Here is a 19,139-nt window from a genome sequence, read left to right as displayed (position 1 = left end):
GTTGGGGAGAGCAGTAAAGCTCGGCTTCTGTCTTTGTTTTTGCCAGCTTCATGCTGACGCAAAATACATATATATCCAGTTTTATTAATTCGTTCAGCAAAAAATCATAATTAATTACGATAATTTGATTGGTCTTCGCAAATAGAGTAACACATTATATTTTTTTAGGAAACCTATTTTTTGACTCTCCAAAAAAATAATCACGATCCCCGATACTTTCCAAAAACATCGATTTATTAATAACGACTATCACTAAACAAATCTTCAAATCTTGAATACTAAGTTATATTAACATCTGTAAAAAACATCTGTCAACGTTTAAATTCACTAAAAACCCCATTAAATAAAGGTTTTTAGTGAATTTTTTGTTATTTTTGAAAACCGGAAGTTCGCGAACGGTGTTATTTTATTTTTCTCAATATTCAATCAATTCTATCTTCTTATCCCCAAGAATCTTACCCGAAAGTGCACCCATAATTTTTTTCTTTTTGGGAACTCTCTCACCTCTGCACGGATAATTCTCCTCAGTGATCTAGTTCATGAAACACAACAAACAACAAATAATCTTGGGCAAAGGCCCAGCTAGAAACAGCAAACACCGATTGTAAACAGGAGCCCAAAGTTGCTAAGGCAACATGCGCTAAAGCGCTACTCAATACGACAAAGCAAGAAGAAGACGTATCATAGATATAATGTATAAGGCAGTTTGCGGGTTTAATTTTTAGCCGGCTCCCGGTTGGAGTAGTTCCAATTGCTCCATGCTTTTTTCGATCGGTAATAGCTGATAGAATACTTCTCTAACTATAGTGCCTGGAACTAGGAAAGTCTCTCTAATCGCGTTAAAATAGGCCTCGCGGACTTCTTTCTTCGTTAAAATGACTGTCCGCATCAACGCTTTAACTGAAGCAATCATAATTCCGCCACCACGTCCGGTCGTAACTCGATAAAATACCTGGTTCGTTTCCTTCAGCTTTTTAAGAGCAGCATCGAAAGATCTCTCCGGTACTCCGATTTCTTCTCTAATTTCTTTCTTAGTTGAGTAAACAAAAGGTTTATACGTGTAGCTTTGGGTCGCCAAATAAGCAAGGATATCTTGCTGCCATTCTTTCGAATGGGATCTCACGCGTTCCTTGCGAGCTTTTTTAAATTTATACCAACCTTTTGGTTGGGAAAATAGCTGATCATCAGTCAAGCTTGCATCGACCCAGGTATGGCAAAGAGTTCGAACTTTGTCTTTAGCAGCTGCTAGATACTCTCCTGAATACGCGCTGGTTATGATCCGATCCAATTCGTTCTCACTGATTGGACTTTCTAGTCTTTCATTCATTTCCATCAAGTTATATTGGCAAGTTTCCAAAGGAGATTCTGACGAATAGTAGGCTAAAGCGAGCGTGAAGAAGACATTGTTTCGGCCGTAAACTCCCTTAGAGCCTCTTAAGCTATTGGAATTCAGCAAAAGATTTACCCAGTTTTCGTCAATTTGACGCCCTTTTTTAGTTTCTTTTCTTGGCATTTGAACGATATCAGCTTTTTTATCTTCAGAAATCGTTATTGACCAATTTAACCACTCCTGGAACGTATAGGTATATGATTCTTCCAAGAACAAAATGTTGTCAGTTCTTGGGATTCTTGCTATCCCGAAGTGATTGCAGCCGATATCTACACCAGCTAAATCTTTAGCCAACTCTTTACGAATATTTTCGGAAATCTTTTTTGCCACATTGATCACTTTAAAGTTCGATTTGCTTGTAACGAATGCAGCATCCTTTAAAACAAAGTATGCCTGGTATCCTTTCGGGGTATCTAAAATCATTGTTGGCATAAAGCCCATACGATCATACGCCGAAAGCACAATTTCCCCATGATTAAACTTTTTACCTGGAAGATCGATGTCAACAACAAAAGTGTTGATCTGACGTAAATTGTTTTCACTATGCCCTTTTACGGTCAGACGTGCGTCATCTGAATAGGTACCATAACGATAAACGTTAGGAGTCCAATGTGTCAGTCCATCGATGTTATCAGCAACTGCTTCAGATGAAGTAATCACGATCCCTCTTGCATATTTCATTAGCTCTTTTGTACGAAATCCGAAGATAGCCCCTTTGTTGCCTTCGTTGCTATCGATTGGTTTAATTTTGCTATTTTTATATTTATAATTTCTAAGTCCATTTTTTAAAATCATAAGAACGCTAGAGCTTGCTTTACTCATTACAATCACCTACTTTCTTTCTCATAGAAAAAAGCATGACTAAAAAGCCATGCCTTTGCAGTAATAATTGAGTTTTTTTCATAACCAAATAAGCCTAAAAATATTGAATTTTTGGCGAAAATTTGATATAGTCTACTCAACAGATAAGTGTTTCCAAAGGCATGAGCTGTCGCAATTCAAGGTCAGAGTTGAATTGATAGACTGGCTCTTTTTTTGTTTTCTTTTTTAAAATACAATACTAATTCATTCTTGTAAACCGCTAAAAAATCATAAGAAACGGTATATTTACACATTTGCGCATTTGCACATTTACATATTTGTAAATGAACTACTAAAGTTTTTTCATTAAATAAATGCAAATCTTGATTTTTTACACATTTACACATTATAAATTGCTTTTACCACACGGTTTGTCTATCTTTGCCTGACATTTGTACTTTTACACATTTACACTTTTGTAAATTAGTCTTGACAGGCCGGGTTTTTCGTTTTATACTCTATTTGCACATTTACACATTTGTACTTATGTAAATATACACATTTTTTTAGGAGGTTTAACATGGAAAAGCAAGAAATTTCAAGGCTGAGTAAACGGCCAAGAGTAATAAACATTGGTAACGAAAAGGGCGGTGTTGGTAAAACATCATTGACACGTTTATTACCTGCGGCTTTAGCAAATCTTTTTGGGTTCAAATCCCTTATCGTAGATATGGATCCCCAGGCAAATACGACAAAATCTCTCTATGTTACTAGAAACATTTACCATGAAGATGAAGTCACTGTATTTGAGAATACCTTAATGAATGGGATAGCAAGAGGTGATCTCTCAGACCTAATTCTAAACGTTATGCCTAATGTTGATTTTATTCCATCTGCTTATGATCTAAAGAGTTTTCCTACATTTCTAAGTAAAAAATTTGGGTTAGTCGACGAAAGTGATCCTGATTATTTCCAAGTGAAAGAGCAACAGTATGCTTACTTTAAACAACTAATTGATGATATTAAAGGTGACTACGATTTCGTTTTTTTTGATACACCACCAACATCATCTGATATAACTGAAGCCGTGTCTTATAGCAGTGACTATATTCTAATCGCATTTCAAACACAAAGTGATAGCTTAGATGGTGCTCGAAATTTTCTTGAACAAACACTTATTCCATTGAGTGATAATTTCAACACAGAGTTTGAAATTATCGGGATTTTACCAAATCAAATGACAAAAGGAAGTATTGAATCAGCAACCTTAAATGATGCTCATGAATTATTTGGATCTGAAAATGTTTTTGAGAACATTGTTCCTTTCACTAAAGCTATCCAAAATATTCCTCGTAACGGTGTTACCTTACGAGGATATTGGAACAGCAAAATGTTTAACGAATCAATCAACCCAATCGCTGAAGAATTAATTAACCGAATAATAATAGTGGAGGAATAATAAATGGAATCTAATAGTAAAAGAATTGGTCTTATTAACAAAAAGAAAAAGACTAATACCTATATCCCAGATGTTAAACCCAAGAATCCCTACACCGGAATTACTGAAACTGAAAACACACCAGCTAAACCATTAACTGAAGAACTAGACTTCAATCTACTAACACTTGAACGAGGTACAATTCGGCCACCACTTGAACAAAAACTAGAATTGGATGCCTTGGTTCAAATATCCGATTATCAATATGCCTATGAACTTTTAGCAGAATTAGTTTACTCAGCGAGAAAGCAGCTCTCAAAAGAGGACGAACAGAAATATCAGTCCGTTCTATATGATCTAAAAAGAAAAGAAGTAAAAAAGATTCAAAAGAAGATTCAGAAAAAGCAAAGGAATCAGGGTTAATTCCCTGATTCCTTTGCTTTTATAATCAAATGTGTAAATTTACACATTTGTATTTTTACGCATTTACACCTGAATTTATAAAGTGATCTACCCGATATCACGCTGATCCCATTTTGTGCTAATAGAATTCCATAAAAGTACACAAGTGTACTTTTTCAATTTTACACATTTGTATTTTTACACTTTGAAGTCTTAGGTCTCAGCTTTAAAGCTGTAGATAGAACTATCTACGTCATCAATTTTGATGAATGTTTTTTTGTAAATGTGTAAATTTACATAATTACACATTTACGCATTTTCACAAGCGTTGCTCTTAAATAGGGGGTTCACGAACCAACTGTACAGAAATTCCCAATAGGAATTTTCATGAAAACTATATAAATGCTGATATACAAGCATTTTATAAATTCACACCCAAATAGTAAAAATACTGTTTAGGCTACAATCGGATATTCTGATCTCTCCATTAAATTTAATAGATTTCCGTTGACAAAAAACGACTCTCAATTTAAACTTATAACGAACATACGTTCGTTATAGAACTAAATCGGGGGTGAGTTTATGGATTGGAATGATAATCCAAAATTTGATTACAATAGAGAGCCTAGTCGTGATATTTTGTGCATCGATTGCAAAAGCTTTTACAGCTCCGTAGAATGCGTAGAACGTGGGCTAAATCCACTTACCACCAAGTTGGTGGTTATGAGCTATCCTTCAGACAATCCAGAGGAACGGGGCAGTGGTTTGATCTTGGCGTCTTCACCGGCTGCAAAAAAAGCTTATGGTATTTCGAATGTATCACGCGCCAGGGACTTACCATTTCCGTATCCTGAAGATTTAGTAATTGCTGCGCCTAGAATGTCATACTATATGAAAAAGAATATGGAGATTAACAACATTTATCGGAAGTATGCTGATGAGAATAATCACTCCGTTTTTTCTGTCGATGAAACATTTTTAGACGTGACAGATTCGCTTAAACTATACGGCTGCAAAACAGCTGATGAACTCGCACGTCTGATCCAGATTGATGTCTGTAGAACAACAGGAATCTACACAACAGTCGGAATAGGGGACAACTGCTGGCTTGCGAAAGCAGCACTTGATCTATACAGCAAGTCTAATCGAAATATGCGTGCAGAAATTCGTTATGAAGATGTTCAGGATAAGTTATGGAATATTACCGATCTAACTGAACTATGCGGAATAGCTAAGCGAACCGCTATACGATTAAATCGATTGGGAATACATACTGTCTATGATCTAGCTCATGCTGATTATTGGCGATTAAAGACTCGACTAGGAATCATTGGTACAGAATTATACGCAAAATCCTGGGGCATCGATCGTAGCTTTATCGGTCAAAAGTACACACCAAAGTCTAAATCCATCGGGAATAGTCAAGTACTGAATCGTGACTACACACGTCGCGACGAGATCGAAGTCGTTATCAAAGAAATGGCCGACCAGGTAGGAACTCGGCTGCGTCGATCAGGCGCAAAAACTGAATGCGTATCACTTTGGGTTGGCTATTCAATGGGGTACATAGACTACGAAAATCCTGATAAGAGGGGATTTCACCAACAAATTAGACTTCCTCTGACCAATTCAAGCAAGGAAATAGCCGAAGCATTATTGATCATTTTCTCCAGGCATTATAAAAGGCAAGACGTCCGAAATATCGGCATAAACTGTTCGAAGCTTACGTATACAAATACCTTGCAGCTGAATCTATTTCAGGAACCGGAGGAGCAAATTAACGATTTTAAAATTGATTTCATTGTTGACACCATAAGAAAAAAATATGGGTTTAAATCGATCGTACATGCGCATAGCTATATGCCTGGATCAAGGGCTATCGAGCGGTCGTCCTTGGTCGGAGGGCATGCGGGCGGCATGTCTGGAATTGAGAGTGATTCGAATGGTACACCGAACTAAAAAAGAATTCAAAAACTACAATGAGTTTCACGATCGACCATTCGGTCTGAAATGGGGAACAGCTTTTGCACTCGATGATCTTATGAAAGGTGTACGTACCAACGAAGAATATGCCTTAAAAAGTAATGCAGCACGCCCACAAATGACTAGAGAGAGCATCGATGCTGTTTTGTCAGACTCGTTCCTTAGGAAAAAGGAAGTAATTGTACAACTCAATTTGCTAGATGAATTTGGTCGACTGCTTGACGATCTATCAGGATATTTCAAAGGCGAAGCCTACCAAGATTACTTTGTTTTCAACGATCAAGTAATCTATTGGGAAGACGTCCGCCATGTAGAAATCAAAGAAACAAATAAGTGGTTCGAAACAGATATGTTTGCTGAAGCAAAACAACCTGAAGATCCTCAGCAAGCAGCTGCTGAAATTGAATTCGAAAAAGACGAGTTCTATCAGCCGTTTTATTCCGAAGAAGGTGAGACTGATTGATGAAATGACTTTAATCAAATTATACGAATTGCGCTACATTGATCGTGATTATTTCCTGGAACAAATACTTGGATGTGGGCAGCGAACAATTGCAGCTGAAGGGATTGAGCGCTTCTGTTTTTATCTTGAACGATCGGCAGGGCGCATAGAGTATGATTACTTTGTCATTCCATACCAGGAACAATAAAAAGCAGTAATCACGTTGAAACCGGTGATTGCTGCTTCTATATTTTTTTTGCGTACAGTCATTTAAAAAATTTGAGAATGAAGATAGGGAGTCACGCCCTAGAACATATTGGTTTCTGTTCTATCACTGCTAATTGTTCTTCAATCATCTACGCTCATTTCCTTCTTGAACCATTCTACTCTACAATCCTAATTCCTTTGCTGCTTTGTCGGGATTTCTAACAGTAAAAGAAGAAACGACAAGCTGTTTTTGCTTATTGAAGTGGCCTTCAACTAAAATATTATACTTTCCATCTTGCAGCATAAGAAGAATCGTTGTCAGTTCGGGTTTTATAACGATACAATTATACGATCGACGAATAGTTACCAATGTGAAGCGTGCCATCATTGGCGCCTCTTTAATCGCACGAATTTTATCTAATAAGCCTACTTTTTTAATCACGTTCATAGTCTCCACCTCACTCGGACGTATCGCCCAAGCGCTCTTTAATTGCATAGATCGTTTTTCTAGGTACTGATAACTCTCTTGCTATTGTAGCAATAGGGCAGGCGGAAGCCAACATTTCTACTGCACGATCATACACAAGTTTGTCAGCTCCTTTAGCCTCTGAGTGATATTTAAGAGGTCTTCCCTTGTAAATGCCGTTTTCTTTTGCAAGTGCGATTCCTTGCTGCTGCCGCTCTAAAGTTTTTATTCGCTCTGACTCTGCTGTGTAGCTAAATACCTCGATAACCAGGTTCGTCAATAAATTACGCAAACTAGTATCATTTATTCCTGCGAAAGAAGGGAAGTCCAAAATATCGATATTGGCGCCCTTTGAACGTACCTGCTGTAAAATATCTTTGATGTCCGTGCTGTTTCTTCCCAATCGATCCAAACTAGTGACAACCAACGTATCACGTTCTCTTAAAAATTCTAATAGTCTGAGAAGCTCTTTTCGATCGTCAATAGTTTTCCCGGACACTTTTTCCGAAAATAGTTTGATATCCTCATCAGCAATATTTTTTTCGAGTTGCCATTTTGAAAGTATCTCTTTTTGTCTGCCTAAACTCTGATCAGAAGTCGAGACTCTTAAATATGCTGCGTACAGAAAAATCACTCACTTTTTTTCTTATTTTAGATTAGTATATAATATACACCCAAAGGTAACACATTTCAAGACAAAGAAAATCCCAGAAAATAAAGATTTCCGGGAGTGGGTTAAGGTGACACCTATGGGTATACCCAAAAGTGTCACATGTAGGATCATTTTAGCTATCCAGAAAATGAATGATTGTTTCTTCTTCGTATTCTGCATCGATCATATATATAATTTGATGACTATATTGATTCTCGCAATAGAAGTCGCTAACCTTTTTCAATGCTTGAGATGGATTATCTGCTAAAATCGTCGTTATTCCTATTGATCTCCATCCGGTATCTAAATTTTTCAATTCATGTGTTTCAATTGTAAAATAGTTCATTTTGTACTCCTTTTTATGCTAGATCAGTCTCAACGTCTATAAGTTTGTATTTTAAATGGCATTATCGTCAAAAGATACATGATCCTCATAATTGGTTGGCTTTCCACCCTGAACAGTTTATTGTTGGGCTTATTAAAAGTGTTTAACAAAAAGTGGGTAGCATCCGCTACCCACTTCGGCTGAGTGTTTTCATTCAGTATTTACTACAATTCTCCCCATTTTCATAGAAAATGTTTTCCCGCATTCTTCGCACTTCCAATAGTAAGCTCCATTACCGTACTGAGATTTTCTAATTATTTTGTCACAGTCACATTGAATATAAGTTGGTGGCCAAGATAATGATTTGCTAAATTCATTTATTGGCACCATGTTCGGATCAAAGCATTCTCTTCCATCAATCATTTTCTTTCCCCCTTCAAAAATTGTGTTATTCCTATCCTAAAAGCTATGTTGTTTCCTCCATTAGCATAGATATTACTTTCGTTCTTTAGAAAATTTGTCTATTTGTTCTTTGGTGGATTGGCTCAAATCAAAACTCTTTTTTGGTCGGTTCTTCAATAATTGTTCTCTTTTCTTTTTGTAGCTTTTCCAATCCTCGAAAAAATCATGTAATTCCTTCTCATCCATTCCTTTTGTAAACTCTTCTAATTGCATGTATTTCCCCGCCTTTCCTATGTTAATGCCCCATACATATGAGCTTTTTTTCTGTGATCCATTCACTAACTGAACTATCACTCCGTATTCAGATACAATTTCATTCAGTGCGTTGAATGCTTACTTCAACAGGTCATTTTTTATTTTGCCAAAAGCTCCTTAAATTTTTTTCACTAATTGATAATAGTATTTGACCAATTACAGAGCCCACAAAAGCAATGACACTCACAATAATAACTACTTTGAAGAAAAAGACCACAACTGGATGGAATAAAGCCTTTATATCGACAATGAATATAGTTAATACACCTGCCAACAAAACACCGCAAAGAACTTCCATTACTTTGTCTGCTAAGAGAAGTATTGTTTTTCCAATATTTTTGACCTTTTTCCATCTATAAATACCAAACTCGTTTTCCAAATTTCCACCCCTATTTTCCCATACAATAGAATAGTTTGCGCCTTAGCGTGGGAGCTAGTGTCTTAACACAGCGATAGCAAACCTTAATTTGCGGAATTATTTAACTCTCATTCCTCAAATTCAATTACTGCAGGAACAAACTTGATTTCACTAAGTGGCGTAATCGACCAGATATGTGTATCTTCATTAAACGTTCTGATTCCTTCGATCGTACACGTACCATTAAGATCCTCTATTATTTTTTCTGCTTCTAATGCAGAGATTGTTTTCATATTGTCGATTCTATCAGTAAAGCTATACCTAGTGTCCGTTGTTTCGATTGAAAGAAAAGCAAGAAGTTTTTCATTGCTACGCTTAATCACTGCTATTGTTGAATCCTTCGGAAGCCTTGCTGTTAAATCACTAATTTCAGTCATAATCGTCTCCTTTTGCTTTTAATCATTTCTAAGAAGTTAATATTACCTTTTCAAATAGGAGATCTCCTAAATCAAATGATGTCTGTTCGTTCGTAGTTTCGTTAGTTCTTATAAACGGATCCATGCGTTGCTGCTCTATCAGATTACTGATAATCCGATTAACTTCAGCTTCTGAAACACGCTTCATTTTTTCAGGATCCATTGTAAATACATAATTACTATCGGTTGTTTCAATGGATAAAATACCAAGTAATTGATCATTTTCTTTCCCTAATATCAGGATGGACGCATTTCTCAACCGCTTCTCGTCTAAGTCAATACAATTATTCATTAACAGTCCTTTCCGCTGGTAACTAGCATATTTATAGATTTTTTAAATCCTCTGAGACGGTTCTATTTCTCTTTTTTAAGGAAAAAGCGTTGTCGATCTCTCAACCGTTTGTATTCCTTATCGATCGTGGTTTGATAAACAGCTGCAGGAAAATAGCCATTTCTTTCAATCAGGATCGTTTCAATCTTATGAACGGCTTTCTTTGCCATGCTTAGATTGCTTCTATCAAGTTGATCCGTTTCTTTAGGCTTGCGATAGGCCTTTTCTTTTAGTTTTCTTCGCGTACTTCTCGCTAATGTCAGGTACTTCATTAACTCAATAGTCTGACACTCCAGCAAATCCTTAGTCGTGGTGTATTGGAAAAAGTAGGGATCGTTGGACAATTCCGGTAGACGAACTAATTCACGGCGTGATTGAATGACCTCTGTTTCTTCGAAATACAAGTCACATTCTTTACAGTAATACCCGCTTAATCCATCCAATATCAGTTTTAGGTCACAATATTTACATCGAAACATCCTTTTTCCTCCTCGTTTTCCTTCAGTCATCTTCTTCGTTTTCTTCCAATCGATCGATCATCATATCTAGTTCGTTTATTGCAAGATTATTTAAGTCCATCTCCAACGACTTTGCAATAGGCGGTAGCGCTTCTGGATCCTGTTTTATTTGTTTTTTGATCTCCGCTTCAAGAAATAGCTGTTTAATTTCTAGTTCTGTTCGCTCTTCTAATAATTCATCTAGCAGCATCCATTTGTCATAAGGATCAATGGTGTACGTAATCCGTATATGAATTTTTTGCGGCTTTTTTTTCTTCATGTTGAACGCCCCCTGAAAGTGATGTCACAATAACTATACTACTAAACGAAGTGACGTCACTTTCTATTTTTTAATTGAAGAATGAAAAATCCGACAATTTCCTATTCTTTTATTGATTTCAACACAACACTCGGTATTTCTGATCGGCATTTATAGTACGTTTTTCCTCGATGTGAAACTACTTTTTCTTTTTCAGTTGAGGAATACCAAAACCCGCACGATCTTGTTCATCCAGCAATCGTACAGCTACACGGACAACTTCAGCCTCACTCTTACTGTGCTTTTCACTTAATCGTTTAACAGCTTCCGACTCTTTATCATAGAATGTGTAGGAGTTTCTAGTTTTTGCCATGGTAGATATCCTCCTTATTCAGTTCAATTAATTATTCCTGGTCGTTTATATTTTTAACTGGATCTAAAAACTTTATTAGCTTAATGTTTGATTGCGTTGATGTTCACCTATTTTCGTCTTAATTTTTGCCATTGTCACACCAACTTCTGTAATTCTAGGGTCTGGTGATCCCCAATGTAATTCATCTCTGCATCCTCCTAAAACCTTTGATCGTATGTTTAAATGGTGTTTCCTAAACAGTCCTACTATCGCTACAAACGCTCACCCTCTGCCCATCGAACATTGACCAATGGCTTTTTTACTTTCTTATTGCAATAATCCATGATCGTTTGGTAGCTAAAGTAAAGTTCTTTGGCCGCTCTTCGAGCGCTTGACCAAGAATCAATGATTTCTCCTTCTTCGTTTAGCAGTTCCACTTGCTTACTTCGAGCAAGCGCTCCCGTCTTTTTACCATGCTGCTGTTTTGTTCTTAAACGAAGATTTTGCATGCCGTTTTCTGTCAATACAGCAATTTTTCTCGTAACTAAGTATCCTGGAGGGATTGGTCCTTTGAATGTTTCCCAAATGAGTCTTTGAAACGTATATTCTCTCGTTAGACCATGATGATTTGTCAGCTTCACGCAATATAAATTGCCCTTCTTGTACCCTTTAAGTTGGCGTGTCTTTCCACTTTTGTAAACTCTGACTATTTTTCCGTCCCACGTAGCAAAATATCTCCCCTTGTACCCAGGTATCCATTTCTTATTACTAGGCATTAACTCTCCTCCCTTTGATAGTCTACTTTCAATTTTTTACGCATTGCCTTGCTAGTTCATTTAAACGTTTGATAGAATCAAGCTTGTCTAGCGGAAACTAGACGGCTCTTTTCCTAGACAGTCAGTGGTCGGCTGTCTTATTTTTGTGTATACTATTTTATTAGCGAATAACAAAATTCTTTGTCCTCATTCGCCAAGTGACCGTTAGAATCAGCCTAACGGTCTTTTAACAATTGCGTTAATTCCTCCGATTGCTGAACTATTTTCTTTCATCTGGCAGAACCGTTAATGATTCGCCAAACATTGATCGATATTGCAACTCATCATCCTCTGACCATTCAAGAGGGTACTCACTAGCTTTGAGATTCGCCCATCCCTTAATTACTTCTAGCGCCTTTCTAGTTGGCTCATTTACTTCTGGTGGCATTTTCTTCACTCTCCTCCGTTACTGTACCTTTGCTTTTCGTACTGAAACGCTGTAATCTTCATCAAATGTTGTCCAATTAGCAGATAGACAATCTTCTGACACTTCCACCTTATAGCCTTGCTCTTTGGCGAACTCTATTTCTGCATTCAAGTTCGCTAGAGCTTTTTTCTTTGATGTATATATTTCTGGAACATCACTATCACTTGGTATAGTTACCATGACCCATACAAATTTCATCTAATTCCCTGCCTTTCCTATGCTAATGTCCCAAACAAGAGCTATTTCCTCCGTTAATTGACTTAAACACTTCTGGCTTCTAAAAATTCAACAGCTTCGTCAAAACTAGATTCAAGAAGATAATCTAATTCTTTTTGATTCTCAATAATTGAAACCATATTAATTTGTCCATATTCCCATTCGTAGCAAAGATTGTACTCGTCTGCTCTATAGGTAAATCCACCATCAAAGCCTTTTTCACTCATTATTTCTGAGAGTTGTTTTTCCATCCTACTGAGCTTCTCATGAGTGTTTTTTATAACTCGAACGGTAGGCAATTTCTTGTCTATATGATCACCTTTTTTCTATTTGATAGCCCCATAGAGGAGCTATTTCCTCCGTTAGCGCCCGTTCTGAACACGTCTCACTTTGTTTTTTCTAGATATATTTTTTCGTTTATTTCCCTGAATGAAATCTCTATGTTTAACTTTTGCATCAAACATTTTTTGAGATTTTTCGAACTCTCGTCTAATCCATAAATCCTCATAGAAACTCATAAAATCATCCTTTCTTTCCTATGCTAATGCTCCAGTTCATGGAGCTATGCAGCTTGTTCAGATATTGATATTTCTTCGTTTACAAGGAAATATCAATCAAATGATTAGCTAAGTCTTTTATTAGAGCAGCATCATCCTTTAAAGCAGCTTTTGTTGTATAAAATTCTTCTGATGTTTCACACCCTCGGAAAACTCCATCCACCTCTAAATCAAAATCTTCATAAACTTCAACTCTCATTAGTTCAGTTGTTCTTGCATCTTTTTGAATTCTGTCTACAACTTTCTGCGTATCTGCCTTTTTGAACGTCTTGATGATTTTCTTAGATCCGTTATCCATATTCATCTCCTTTTAGGGGACATTGTTATCCCCAATTTATGTGCATTCATTTGCTCGTTCTAAATATTCTAGTTCCTGTTTAGCTTTCTTGGTCCGAATTACACCTTCTCTGTACATTCTTGAATTTTTATCAATTCCCAATGATTCCAGTTCTTCCAAATCGTCTTGCAGTTTTTCAACCCATAATCTTTTTACATCTAATTCAGTGTGTCCCATAATTAACTCCCTTTCCAACAAGATATTTTTTGATACTCTCTATTGACTACTCAAAACGATAGCATGCTAATAGCCTGATCGCTTCAAGGCCGATTGATCGTTTGACTTTTTCATCCGTTGCTTCTGATACTCTTATCAATTCAAAGATTTGCTCCGTCATTTCTTCGGCATTGTCTGCATGGCGATACATTCGATATTCTAGTTTTGAAACTCTGGAATAAATCTCTTTTTCTAATGGGTAGTGACTGATCTCTGTACAGTCACTACATAAGTCTTCCTCAACCCACCAACACCCGTTCGGACATGCATTGTTTTGAGTGCAGCCACACTCCCGGCATATCTGTTCAACTATTTCCAACGTGCTTCCTCCATTCTTAATTTTATTCGCTTGTTCTTCATCATTCATTCACCCAAATATCAACCAATTTCTGTAAAGTCGCCTGAAAACTGTCGTATGTTCTGAAAAAGTAGTCTCCTAAAATTGCTACCGATTCCGCCTTAGATCCTTTTTTTAGGTCTTCGATAATAATTTCTCCGTTAGCGTCTTGCATCATATTTGAGACAATAAGAATGGGCTTTTCACCTTTCTTTTTCGTTATTGCAACGGTTAACAATTCCGGTTGGAAATTTTTCTTTTTGTAACCAATAATATCAAGAAGGAACCGAACCAATTCTTTTGACTCTAGCTGTGTTTTCCCGCCAAACTCCAATACTGAATATTTTCCACGATTTTTTTTGTTCATTAATTTGAAATCTAACAAGCCTTTATGGGATTCTTTGATGTTCGACAGCTTCAAGTTAGTTGTTGTTACAAATTGAAAACTACCAATACCATTTAGCACAATAGAATAGCTCTTTTTTCTGTTCAACCCTGTCAATTCTTCTAGCAAAGTCGTCATTCTTGCCACCCCTATTTCTGTAAAGTTGATTGTCCTGTTGCATAGTCGATCGATACACCGTCTTCAATGTTGTAGATGAATATATTGAATGATAGTTGATCGTCCTCAATGCTCTGTGCTTCCATCTGAACACCACGGCAAACCAATTCCTCACCGTAGAATGTTGGTGTCACTCGGTAGCGAACATGGTTATCCGTAGAACGTAAGTAATCTGCTACCTTTTTTTCATACTCCACCATTGCACCCTGGTTCATCTGCTCTGTACCAGTGAAAAGGTTCTGCCAATTATCATCCTCACCGGTCAACTGATGACCAATGACATGGCTTCGATTATAGAGCCATTTATCACCGATTTTCTTTTGATGCCAGCCTGTTGGATAAACATTCTGAATGTCTCCACGTTCCTCTGTCGGCATCATGTTTTTATGCAGCAATGCATTGGCTTCTCCTACTCGGTTCAAAGAATCCAAGTTACTAAATGCTTGCCACGTCCCCTGGTCGATCGTCAGCTGTTCTTCTGTAAACGTTGGTCGATTCTCATTTACTGATAAAACAGCATTCTCTCCGTCAAACGCTGGAAACTCCTCTACATTCGCGACATCTCTAGTTAATGAATGACTGTCGGTGACTCCATCGAGCCAATCGGTAAGCTGCTGAGAGCAGCCACCGGAAATGGTTATAACTAATGTGATAAATAATCCTGTAATCATCTGTTTCAATCGTTTTTTTCGTCTGTTCATATGTCCTCCTAATTCATCCAAAAGAATAATGAATTTGCTGATAATGCTAACCAAAAATATAAAATAACCGCTAGCATACCCAATACGATTGCGGCTATCTTCGATAGCTTCGTCAAACGTTCCACCAAAAACACCACTAATACAGTGATTACCCACATAGGCACTCTGACTGTATAAGGCAACCGACAAACAACACTTTTCATAAAAATCGCTCCTTTGGCTTTGCTTTTCGTCTTTTGACCTTTTCATTTTTGTTTTTGAGCTACAGGGTCGTTAGTCGAAAGGCTGAATTTTTTGCGTTTTGTTGCGAAGCTTTTACCATTCACTAGAAGGTTTTGCAAGGGTCGCTTGCGACAACGCTTGCCCTTGCAAGTTCTTCCAGCGTCTTGTGAGAAACAGGGTGAACGCGCTTGCGCGAAGCTTCGACCTGCTTTCGCAACTAGAAAGCGTGTGAAATGGTAAAAATGTAGCGCAAAACCAAAAAATGCTTTTAATCATGCAATCCTGCAAGGGATTGCTTCTGCTATTGTCTTTTTCCTTTGATTTTTTCCATCGGTTTTAAATCACGAGAAGTCGGAGCTATGCTTCGAGTGATTTCTTACTCGTCACTGAAACGGTTTTTGTGATGTCACAAAAATGGCATGTCGTCCATGTGCCGTCGTTGCGGAGGAACGACGCATGCAGCGGTCAATTCGACTGGTGAAGGAACGGAACCACAAAGAATTGAATGGACTACTTGGCAAGGTGAAGGCAGGGGCGCACGTTTTGAGTCAAGGGCGACTGCACCGCCGACGAAGTAAGCCCTTGGTTCCCTCTAGGACGCCTGCAACGAACCGACTTGTCCTGTTTTTTGGTCTAGTCGGTTCGTTGCATTCCCTTTATGCTTTTTCTGTCCTTTGTACCTTTTTAGCCCACTTATCTGCCGTCGCTTGTATGTCGTTCGTGATTGCAATCCTATTTCTTTTCCCTTGAATTTGGATGATTTTACCGTTTCTATATTCAATCGTATAAAGTGGTGTATCGATGTTTGTTGTCTTGCGCATGAATACGATTGTTGTTTCGCCTTTCTTGTGGCGCTCTAGGTAATAATTACCACCGACGCAATGCTCCAAAGCACTTCCTTCTTCCACTATTTCACGTAACGTTTTCGGTACTATAAATGTGTAGTCATCTTGTTTCATTTCGTATTGTGCTCTTGACTCTAGCACGCTGTTCAGATAATCATTTCTTTTTGCTTGCTTGATTTTTGTAATTGTTTTTGCTAGATCGTCGTGTTTATCCCTTAAATCCCTTGGCATGAATACCAACTCACTATTTTTAGGTATTTTCAATTCGTCAAGCATGGCTAGATAATCTTTGTACGTCTGGAAATCAAATTTCCCTTTCATAACCCAATGCTGAAATTTCGTGATATTCACTTCTTTTGGGATTTGTTTAAACTCTCTATAATTCAAGTACTTTCCGATCCCCTCAATTGGTTTTCCGTTTCGTTTTCTTATAAGGTGTTCCATTTGAACATCGTTAAATGACTTGTTGCTATTTTTAATACTCTGTTTATTCTTGCGCAACCAATTCCAAGTACAAACTCTAAGGTCAATTGAATATATTGAACGGTTATAACTGGATAATATATCGGGTTCAATGATTTCATTAGCAATCAACTTAGCGCCGATTTTTTGGCAATACTCAATTTCTTTATGGTATTTGAAATATTTAGGAAGGGTGTGCCTGTTTAGATTCTCTATTTCTAAATACTGCAATTCTTTTAACTGATGCGCCTTGTCTTGCCAGTCATTCGGATAAAAATTCGAATTAGTGTAGGCGCTCGACATAAACCCGTAGTTTTGTAATAGACCTTCATACCATTCATCATTCCGTTTATGAGCTTTGATGTGCTTGCCATTACTAAAGCGTTCTAAGTTACTCATACGTGATTCGATCACTTGTTTGCCGTCTCTAACCTCTGACCAATACACATACGATTGAATTTCAATACGCTTTTTTGTGACTAGGACAATGGCGAAAAAGTAGGCTTTTTCTGGAATGTTCAAGAGAGAGCGTGCCGATAATCGTTTAACGATTATCGGACAGTTCTCTCGATTGGACGCTAGAATGGTTTCTTTCTTGTTTTCCCACCTGTAATTTGGAATATGTGACAAACACCAATCAAAAAAAGCTTTAGGAGGTTGCAACGGCTTTTTGATTATATGATTTACATTTCCCATAGTTTTTAGAACAAGCTAACTTGTTCGTCTCCCCCCTTGACCGTTTCGGAATCTTCTTTTTTCGTTATGTTGCTAGTGCTTTCTTTCGTCTTCTTTGCTGTCTTTTTCTTACCTGTGCCAACGGTTCCGTTCACTTTAGGTATATCTACCTTGTCCGCTGTGAAATATTCGTATATCCAAGAAAACACCGTTTCATCATCAACGACTGCAACATTTCCCTGCCTTGCTAGTTTTTGTGCTTTTCCCAGTGCAAAGGTGACCGATTGTTTTAACGTTCGGTCGCTTTTCAATGCACCAGTAAATAGCAAGTCGTCATTTTGACGTTTCAACCATCCGAATATCAAACGTTCGGTACTGTCGGGGTCTTTTCCAAGCTCTACCGCAATTTTTTTCAATGCGGTTTCTTTGTTTGTTGGCTCTTTTTCTGCAAATAGCTCGAAGTACGATTCTTTATCACTGACAACCAACCATTTCGTATCTGAAAAATCACCGACCATGCTTTCAATTGACGTAAATAGGTCTGAATACTCTCCGTTCCTATCCTTCATGGTGACAAGCACATGTTTCGGACATTTTTCTAAAATAGTCAGCAACGATTCTACGGTGGTTTGTTGCGGTTCTTCACTTGGGAATATTGTTATCCATGTAAAGGTTTGTCCGTTGCGTTCGCTCCGTTCGCTTTTAAATGCAATCGGGGCGTCTCCAAACTCTGTGTCATAAATAGTTGCTGTGAGATTCTTAGGGTACCGATTCAGCCGTAAAATCAACTCCTGTACCGTTCGTATCCCTTTTACTTCATTTCCCATCAAAAGCAGCTCCTTTTCTTTTTCTTTCTAAAAATCAAATGGTCGTTTTACCAAGTTTCTTCCGATTCATAAGCCCGTTCATATTCCTTGCTAGTTGTGTCAATCGAAAATCTTTCTGCGATTCTTTTGTTAAGATCACTGATAAACAACCGACTGATAGGATAAATTGAATCTGGTTCAATTTGATAAGAAATACTATCAAGGCGCTTCATAACACCGATTGGTGTCATTTCTTCAAGATGGGCTTTTCGATGACTTTTGTATTGAATGATTTCGCTTGTTTCGTCGTATCTCTCGTTATAACTTATCTGTTCCCACGCATACAACGTATTTAGTACGTGAAATACTTGCGCTTCTTCGGGGAAACATTCGGGAAATTGTTCCTCAAAAAATCGTTCCAATTCTACCCACTCCGCATTGCCATGTAACATTACACTCATTCCGAACACTCCTTTGATTTTCCTTTTTATCTTTTGACCTTGTTCGTTTTTTTTTGAGCTACAAGGTTGTTAGACGAAAGGCTGAATTTTTTGCGTTTTGTTGCGGAGCTTTTACCATTCACTATAAGTTTGCAAGGGTCGCTTGCGACAAGGCTTGCCCTTGCTGACTTTTCAGCTTCTTGAGAGAAACAGGTTGAACAGCGCTTGCGCTGAAGCTTCGACCTGCTTTCGCAACTAGAAGCTGTGTGAAATGGTAAAAATGTAGCGCAAAACCAAAAAATTCTTTCAAAAAGGCAATCCACTTTAGGGGATTGCTACCGCTTTTGCTCTTAGGTCGCGAGAAGTCGGAGCTAAGCTTCGAGTGACCGACCTTTCAATGCTTTGTTTTTTGTGGTATCACAAAA

Annotated in this window: 30 protein-coding genes; 5 read left to right on the top strand and 25 right to left on the bottom strand. The window is 37.6% G+C overall.

What is annotated here, in order from left to right:
* Positions 1-721: 721 nt before the first annotated feature.
* The gene (locus IGI67_RS25535; RefSeq protein WP_429959887.1) at positions 722-2,212 is read right to left on the bottom strand and encodes a primase C-terminal domain-containing protein; all 1,491 of its coding nucleotides are present in this window, start codon (positions 2,210-2,212) and stop codon (positions 722-724) included.
* A 559-nt stretch (positions 2,213-2,771) separates the two neighbouring features.
* Here IGI67_RS25535 and IGI67_RS25530 point away from each other — a divergent pair.
* From IGI67_RS25530 to IGI67_RS25515, 4 genes are all read left to right on the top strand, one after another.
* The gene (locus IGI67_RS25530; protein WP_429959886.1) at positions 2,772-3,650 is read left to right on the top strand and encodes a ParA family protein; all 879 of its coding nucleotides are present in this window, start codon (positions 2,772-2,774) and stop codon (positions 3,648-3,650) included.
* A 3-nt stretch (positions 3,651-3,653) separates the two neighbouring features.
* Positions 3,654-4,052, top strand: a complete 399-nt coding sequence (locus IGI67_RS25525) for a replication-associated protein (RefSeq protein ID WP_429959885.1) — start codon at positions 3,654-3,656, stop codon at positions 4,050-4,052.
* Positions 4,053-4,613: 561 nt separating this feature from the next.
* The gene (locus IGI67_RS25520) at positions 4,614-5,990 is read left to right on the top strand and encodes a Y-family DNA polymerase (RefSeq protein ID WP_429959884.1); all 1,377 of its coding nucleotides are present in this window, start codon (positions 4,614-4,616) and stop codon (positions 5,988-5,990) included.
* A complete protein-coding gene (locus IGI67_RS25515; protein WP_429959883.1) occupies positions 5,974-6,477 on the top strand; it encodes a hypothetical protein in 504 nt (167 codons plus the stop codon). The genes IGI67_RS25520 and IGI67_RS25515 overlap by 17 nt, the downstream gene beginning before the upstream one ends.
* 367 nt (positions 6,478-6,844) lie before the next feature.
* On the opposite strand, the gene IGI67_RS25510 is transcribed toward IGI67_RS25515, so the two are convergent.
* The 21 genes from IGI67_RS25510 to IGI67_RS25410 form a co-directional block, all read right to left on the bottom strand.
* Positions 6,845-7,111 carry a hypothetical protein gene (locus tag IGI67_RS25510; RefSeq protein WP_429959882.1) on the bottom strand — a complete coding sequence of 89 codons (267 nt, stop codon included), beginning with the start codon at positions 7,109-7,111 and terminating at the stop codon, positions 6,845-6,847.
* A 10-nt stretch (positions 7,112-7,121) separates the two neighbouring features.
* A complete protein-coding gene (locus tag IGI67_RS25505) occupies positions 7,122-7,763 on the bottom strand; it encodes a recombinase family protein (RefSeq protein WP_429959881.1) in 642 nt (213 codons plus the stop codon).
* A 151-nt stretch (positions 7,764-7,914) separates the two neighbouring features.
* Positions 7,915-8,127: a hypothetical protein gene (locus tag IGI67_RS25500; protein ID WP_429959880.1), complete on the bottom strand. Its 213-nt coding sequence runs from the start codon at positions 8,125-8,127 to the stop codon at positions 7,915-7,917.
* A gap of 189 nt (positions 8,128-8,316) precedes the next feature.
* Positions 8,317-8,529, bottom strand: a complete 213-nt coding sequence (locus IGI67_RS25495; RefSeq protein ID WP_429959879.1) for a hypothetical protein — start codon at positions 8,527-8,529, stop codon at positions 8,317-8,319.
* A 72-nt stretch (positions 8,530-8,601) separates the two neighbouring features.
* On the bottom strand, positions 8,602-8,781 hold the full coding sequence (locus IGI67_RS25490; protein WP_429959878.1) for a hypothetical protein: 180 nt from the start codon (positions 8,779-8,781) through the stop codon (positions 8,602-8,604).
* Between the two features lie 133 nt (positions 8,782-8,914).
* Positions 8,915-9,202 carry a hypothetical protein gene (locus tag IGI67_RS25485; RefSeq protein ID WP_429959877.1) on the bottom strand — a complete coding sequence of 96 codons (288 nt, stop codon included), beginning with the start codon at positions 9,200-9,202 and terminating at the stop codon, positions 8,915-8,917.
* 107 nt (positions 9,203-9,309) lie between these two features.
* Positions 9,310-9,618: a hypothetical protein gene (locus IGI67_RS25480; protein ID WP_429959876.1), complete on the bottom strand. Its 309-nt coding sequence runs from the start codon at positions 9,616-9,618 to the stop codon at positions 9,310-9,312.
* 28 nt (positions 9,619-9,646) lie between these two features.
* The gene (locus tag IGI67_RS25475) at positions 9,647-9,949 is read right to left on the bottom strand and encodes a hypothetical protein (RefSeq protein ID WP_429959875.1); all 303 of its coding nucleotides are present in this window, start codon (positions 9,947-9,949) and stop codon (positions 9,647-9,649) included.
* Between the two features lie 62 nt (positions 9,950-10,011).
* The gene (locus IGI67_RS25470; RefSeq protein WP_429959874.1) at positions 10,012-10,467 is read right to left on the bottom strand and encodes a hypothetical protein; all 456 of its coding nucleotides are present in this window, start codon (positions 10,465-10,467) and stop codon (positions 10,012-10,014) included.
* 22 nt (positions 10,468-10,489) lie between these two features.
* Entirely contained in the window at positions 10,490-10,765 is a 276-nt protein-coding gene (locus tag IGI67_RS25465) for a hypothetical protein (protein ID WP_429959873.1), read from the bottom strand.
* A 178-nt stretch (positions 10,766-10,943) separates the two neighbouring features.
* Entirely contained in the window at positions 10,944-11,117 is a 174-nt protein-coding gene (locus IGI67_RS25460; protein ID WP_429959872.1) for a hypothetical protein, read from the bottom strand.
* Positions 11,118-11,368: 251 nt separating this feature from the next.
* Positions 11,369-11,872, bottom strand: coding sequence for an HNH endonuclease (locus IGI67_RS25455; RefSeq protein ID WP_429959871.1), 504 nt, complete (start codon positions 11,870-11,872; stop codon positions 11,369-11,371).
* Positions 11,873-12,131: 259 nt separating this feature from the next.
* Positions 12,132-12,299, bottom strand: a complete 168-nt coding sequence (locus IGI67_RS25450; RefSeq protein WP_158408727.1) for a hypothetical protein — start codon at positions 12,297-12,299, stop codon at positions 12,132-12,134.
* Between the two features lie 18 nt (positions 12,300-12,317).
* Positions 12,318-12,536, bottom strand: a complete 219-nt coding sequence (locus IGI67_RS25445; protein ID WP_429959870.1) for a hypothetical protein — start codon at positions 12,534-12,536, stop codon at positions 12,318-12,320.
* Positions 12,537-12,598: 62 nt separating this feature from the next.
* Complete coding sequence (locus tag IGI67_RS25440; protein ID WP_429959869.1) at positions 12,599-12,805, bottom strand: hypothetical protein; 207 nt, start codon at positions 12,803-12,805, stop codon at positions 12,599-12,601.
* 346 nt (positions 12,806-13,151) lie between these two features.
* Positions 13,152-13,409 carry a hypothetical protein gene (locus IGI67_RS25435; protein WP_429959868.1) on the bottom strand — a complete coding sequence of 86 codons (258 nt, stop codon included), beginning with the start codon at positions 13,407-13,409 and terminating at the stop codon, positions 13,152-13,154.
* Between the two features lie 36 nt (positions 13,410-13,445).
* Positions 13,446-13,625, bottom strand: coding sequence for a hypothetical protein (locus IGI67_RS25430; protein WP_429959867.1), 180 nt, complete (start codon positions 13,623-13,625; stop codon positions 13,446-13,448).
* Positions 13,626-13,671: 46 nt separating this feature from the next.
* Positions 13,672-13,983, bottom strand: coding sequence for a hypothetical protein (locus tag IGI67_RS25425; RefSeq protein WP_429959866.1), 312 nt, complete (start codon positions 13,981-13,983; stop codon positions 13,672-13,674).
* Between the two features lie 40 nt (positions 13,984-14,023).
* On the bottom strand, positions 14,024-14,524 hold the full coding sequence (locus IGI67_RS25420; protein WP_429959865.1) for a hypothetical protein: 501 nt from the start codon (positions 14,522-14,524) through the stop codon (positions 14,024-14,026).
* Between the two features lie 11 nt (positions 14,525-14,535).
* Complete coding sequence (locus IGI67_RS25415) at positions 14,536-15,264, bottom strand: DNA/RNA non-specific endonuclease (protein ID WP_429959864.1); 729 nt, start codon at positions 15,262-15,264, stop codon at positions 14,536-14,538.
* Between the two features lie 8 nt (positions 15,265-15,272).
* Positions 15,273-15,467 (bottom strand): hypothetical protein, encoded by a 195-nt coding sequence (locus IGI67_RS25410; RefSeq protein WP_429959863.1) that lies wholly within the window; start codon positions 15,465-15,467, stop codon positions 15,273-15,275.
* Positions 15,468-15,914: 447 nt separating this feature from the next.
* On the opposite strand from IGI67_RS25410, the gene IGI67_RS25405 reads away from it, so the two are divergent.
* On the top strand, positions 15,915-16,064 hold the full coding sequence (locus tag IGI67_RS25405; protein ID WP_429959862.1) for a hypothetical protein: 150 nt from the start codon (positions 15,915-15,917) through the stop codon (positions 16,062-16,064).
* A gap of 78 nt (positions 16,065-16,142) precedes the next feature.
* On the opposite strand, the gene IGI67_RS25400 is transcribed toward IGI67_RS25405, so the two are convergent.
* The 3 genes from IGI67_RS25400 to IGI67_RS25390 form a co-directional block, all read right to left on the bottom strand.
* The gene (locus IGI67_RS25400) at positions 16,143-17,315 is read right to left on the bottom strand and encodes a PcfJ domain-containing protein (protein ID WP_429959861.1); all 1,173 of its coding nucleotides are present in this window, start codon (positions 17,313-17,315) and stop codon (positions 16,143-16,145) included.
* A gap of 179 nt (positions 17,316-17,494) precedes the next feature.
* A complete protein-coding gene (locus tag IGI67_RS25395; RefSeq protein ID WP_429959860.1) occupies positions 17,495-18,295 on the bottom strand; it encodes a Cas9 inhibitor AcrIIA9 family protein in 801 nt (266 codons plus the stop codon).
* A gap of 47 nt (positions 18,296-18,342) precedes the next feature.
* Positions 18,343-18,735: a hypothetical protein gene (locus IGI67_RS25390; protein ID WP_429959859.1), complete on the bottom strand. Its 393-nt coding sequence runs from the start codon at positions 18,733-18,735 to the stop codon at positions 18,343-18,345.
* Between the last annotated feature and the right edge of the window lie 404 nt (positions 18,736-19,139).

It is taken from the genome of Enterococcus sp. AZ196 (assembly GCF_050498845.1).
Classification (GTDB): domain Bacteria; phylum Bacillota; class Bacilli; order Lactobacillales; family Enterococcaceae; genus Enterococcus_A; species Enterococcus_A murrayae.
This window is presented reverse-complemented; position numbering and strand designations above follow the sequence as displayed.

What these genes read in the sequence shown, in the direction of transcription:
- IGI67_RS25535 (WP_429959887.1), bottom strand. Translation starts at nt 2,212, where the DNA reads ATGAGTAAAGCAAGCTCTAGCGTTCTTATGATTTTAAAAAATGGACTT.
- IGI67_RS25530 (WP_429959886.1), top strand. Translation starts at nt 2,772, where the DNA reads ATGGAAAAGCAAGAAATTTCAAGGCTGAGTAAACGGCCAAGAGTAATA.
- IGI67_RS25525 (WP_429959885.1), top strand. Translation starts at nt 3,654, where the DNA reads ATGGAATCTAATAGTAAAAGAATTGGTCTTATTAACAAAAAGAAAAAG.
- IGI67_RS25520 (WP_429959884.1), top strand. Translation starts at nt 4,614, where the DNA reads ATGGATTGGAATGATAATCCAAAATTTGATTACAATAGAGAGCCTAGT.
- IGI67_RS25515 (WP_429959883.1), top strand. Translation starts at nt 5,974, where the DNA reads ATGGTACACCGAACTAAAAAAGAATTCAAAAACTACAATGAGTTTCAC.
- IGI67_RS25510 (WP_429959882.1), bottom strand. Translation starts at nt 7,111, where the DNA reads ATGAACGTGATTAAAAAAGTAGGCTTATTAGATAAAATTCGTGCGATT.
- IGI67_RS25500 (WP_429959880.1), bottom strand. Translation starts at nt 8,127, where the DNA reads ATGAACTATTTTACAATTGAAACACATGAATTGAAAAATTTAGATACC.
- IGI67_RS25495 (WP_429959879.1), bottom strand. Translation starts at nt 8,529, where the DNA reads ATGATTGATGGAAGAGAATGCTTTGATCCGAACATGGTGCCAATAAAT.
- IGI67_RS25490 (WP_429959878.1), bottom strand. Translation starts at nt 8,781, where the DNA reads ATGCAATTAGAAGAGTTTACAAAAGGAATGGATGAGAAGGAATTACAT.
- IGI67_RS25480 (WP_429959876.1), bottom strand. Translation starts at nt 9,618, where the DNA reads ATGACTGAAATTAGTGATTTAACAGCAAGGCTTCCGAAGGATTCAACA.
- IGI67_RS25475 (WP_429959875.1), bottom strand. Translation starts at nt 9,949, where the DNA reads ATGAATAATTGTATTGACTTAGACGAGAAGCGGTTGAGAAATGCGTCC.
- IGI67_RS25470 (WP_429959874.1), bottom strand. Translation starts at nt 10,467, where the DNA reads ATGTTTCGATGTAAATATTGTGACCTAAAACTGATATTGGATGGATTA.
- IGI67_RS25465 (WP_429959873.1), bottom strand. Translation starts at nt 10,765, where the DNA reads ATGAAGAAAAAAAAGCCGCAAAAAATTCATATACGGATTACGTACACC.
- IGI67_RS25460 (WP_429959872.1), bottom strand. Translation starts at nt 11,117, where the DNA reads ATGGCAAAAACTAGAAACTCCTACACATTCTATGATAAAGAGTCGGAA.
- IGI67_RS25455 (WP_429959871.1), bottom strand. Translation starts at nt 11,872, where the DNA reads ATGCCTAGTAATAAGAAATGGATACCTGGGTACAAGGGGAGATATTTT.
- IGI67_RS25450 (WP_158408727.1), bottom strand. Translation starts at nt 12,299, where the DNA reads ATGCCACCAGAAGTAAATGAGCCAACTAGAAAGGCGCTAGAAGTAATT.
- IGI67_RS25445 (WP_429959870.1), bottom strand. Translation starts at nt 12,536, where the DNA reads ATGAAATTTGTATGGGTCATGGTAACTATACCAAGTGATAGTGATGTT.
- IGI67_RS25440 (WP_429959869.1), bottom strand. Translation starts at nt 12,805, where the DNA reads ATGGAAAAACAACTCTCAGAAATAATGAGTGAAAAAGGCTTTGATGGT.
- IGI67_RS25435 (WP_429959868.1), bottom strand. Translation starts at nt 13,409, where the DNA reads ATGGATAACGGATCTAAGAAAATCATCAAGACGTTCAAAAAGGCAGAT.
- IGI67_RS25430 (WP_429959867.1), bottom strand. Translation starts at nt 13,625, where the DNA reads ATGGGACACACTGAATTAGATGTAAAAAGATTATGGGTTGAAAAACTG.
- IGI67_RS25420 (WP_429959865.1), bottom strand. Translation starts at nt 14,524, where the DNA reads ATGACGACTTTGCTAGAAGAATTGACAGGGTTGAACAGAAAAAAGAGC.
- IGI67_RS25415 (WP_429959864.1), bottom strand. Translation starts at nt 15,264, where the DNA reads ATGAACAGACGAAAAAAACGATTGAAACAGATGATTACAGGATTATTT.
- IGI67_RS25410 (WP_429959863.1), bottom strand. Translation starts at nt 15,467, where the DNA reads ATGAAAAGTGTTGTTTGTCGGTTGCCTTATACAGTCAGAGTGCCTATG.
- IGI67_RS25405 (WP_429959862.1), top strand. Translation starts at nt 15,915, where the DNA reads ATGTGCCGTCGTTGCGGAGGAACGACGCATGCAGCGGTCAATTCGACT.
- IGI67_RS25395 (WP_429959860.1), bottom strand. Translation starts at nt 18,295, where the DNA reads ATGGGAAATGAAGTAAAAGGGATACGAACGGTACAGGAGTTGATTTTA.
- IGI67_RS25390 (WP_429959859.1), bottom strand. Translation starts at nt 18,735, where the DNA reads ATGAGTGTAATGTTACATGGCAATGCGGAGTGGGTAGAATTGGAACGA.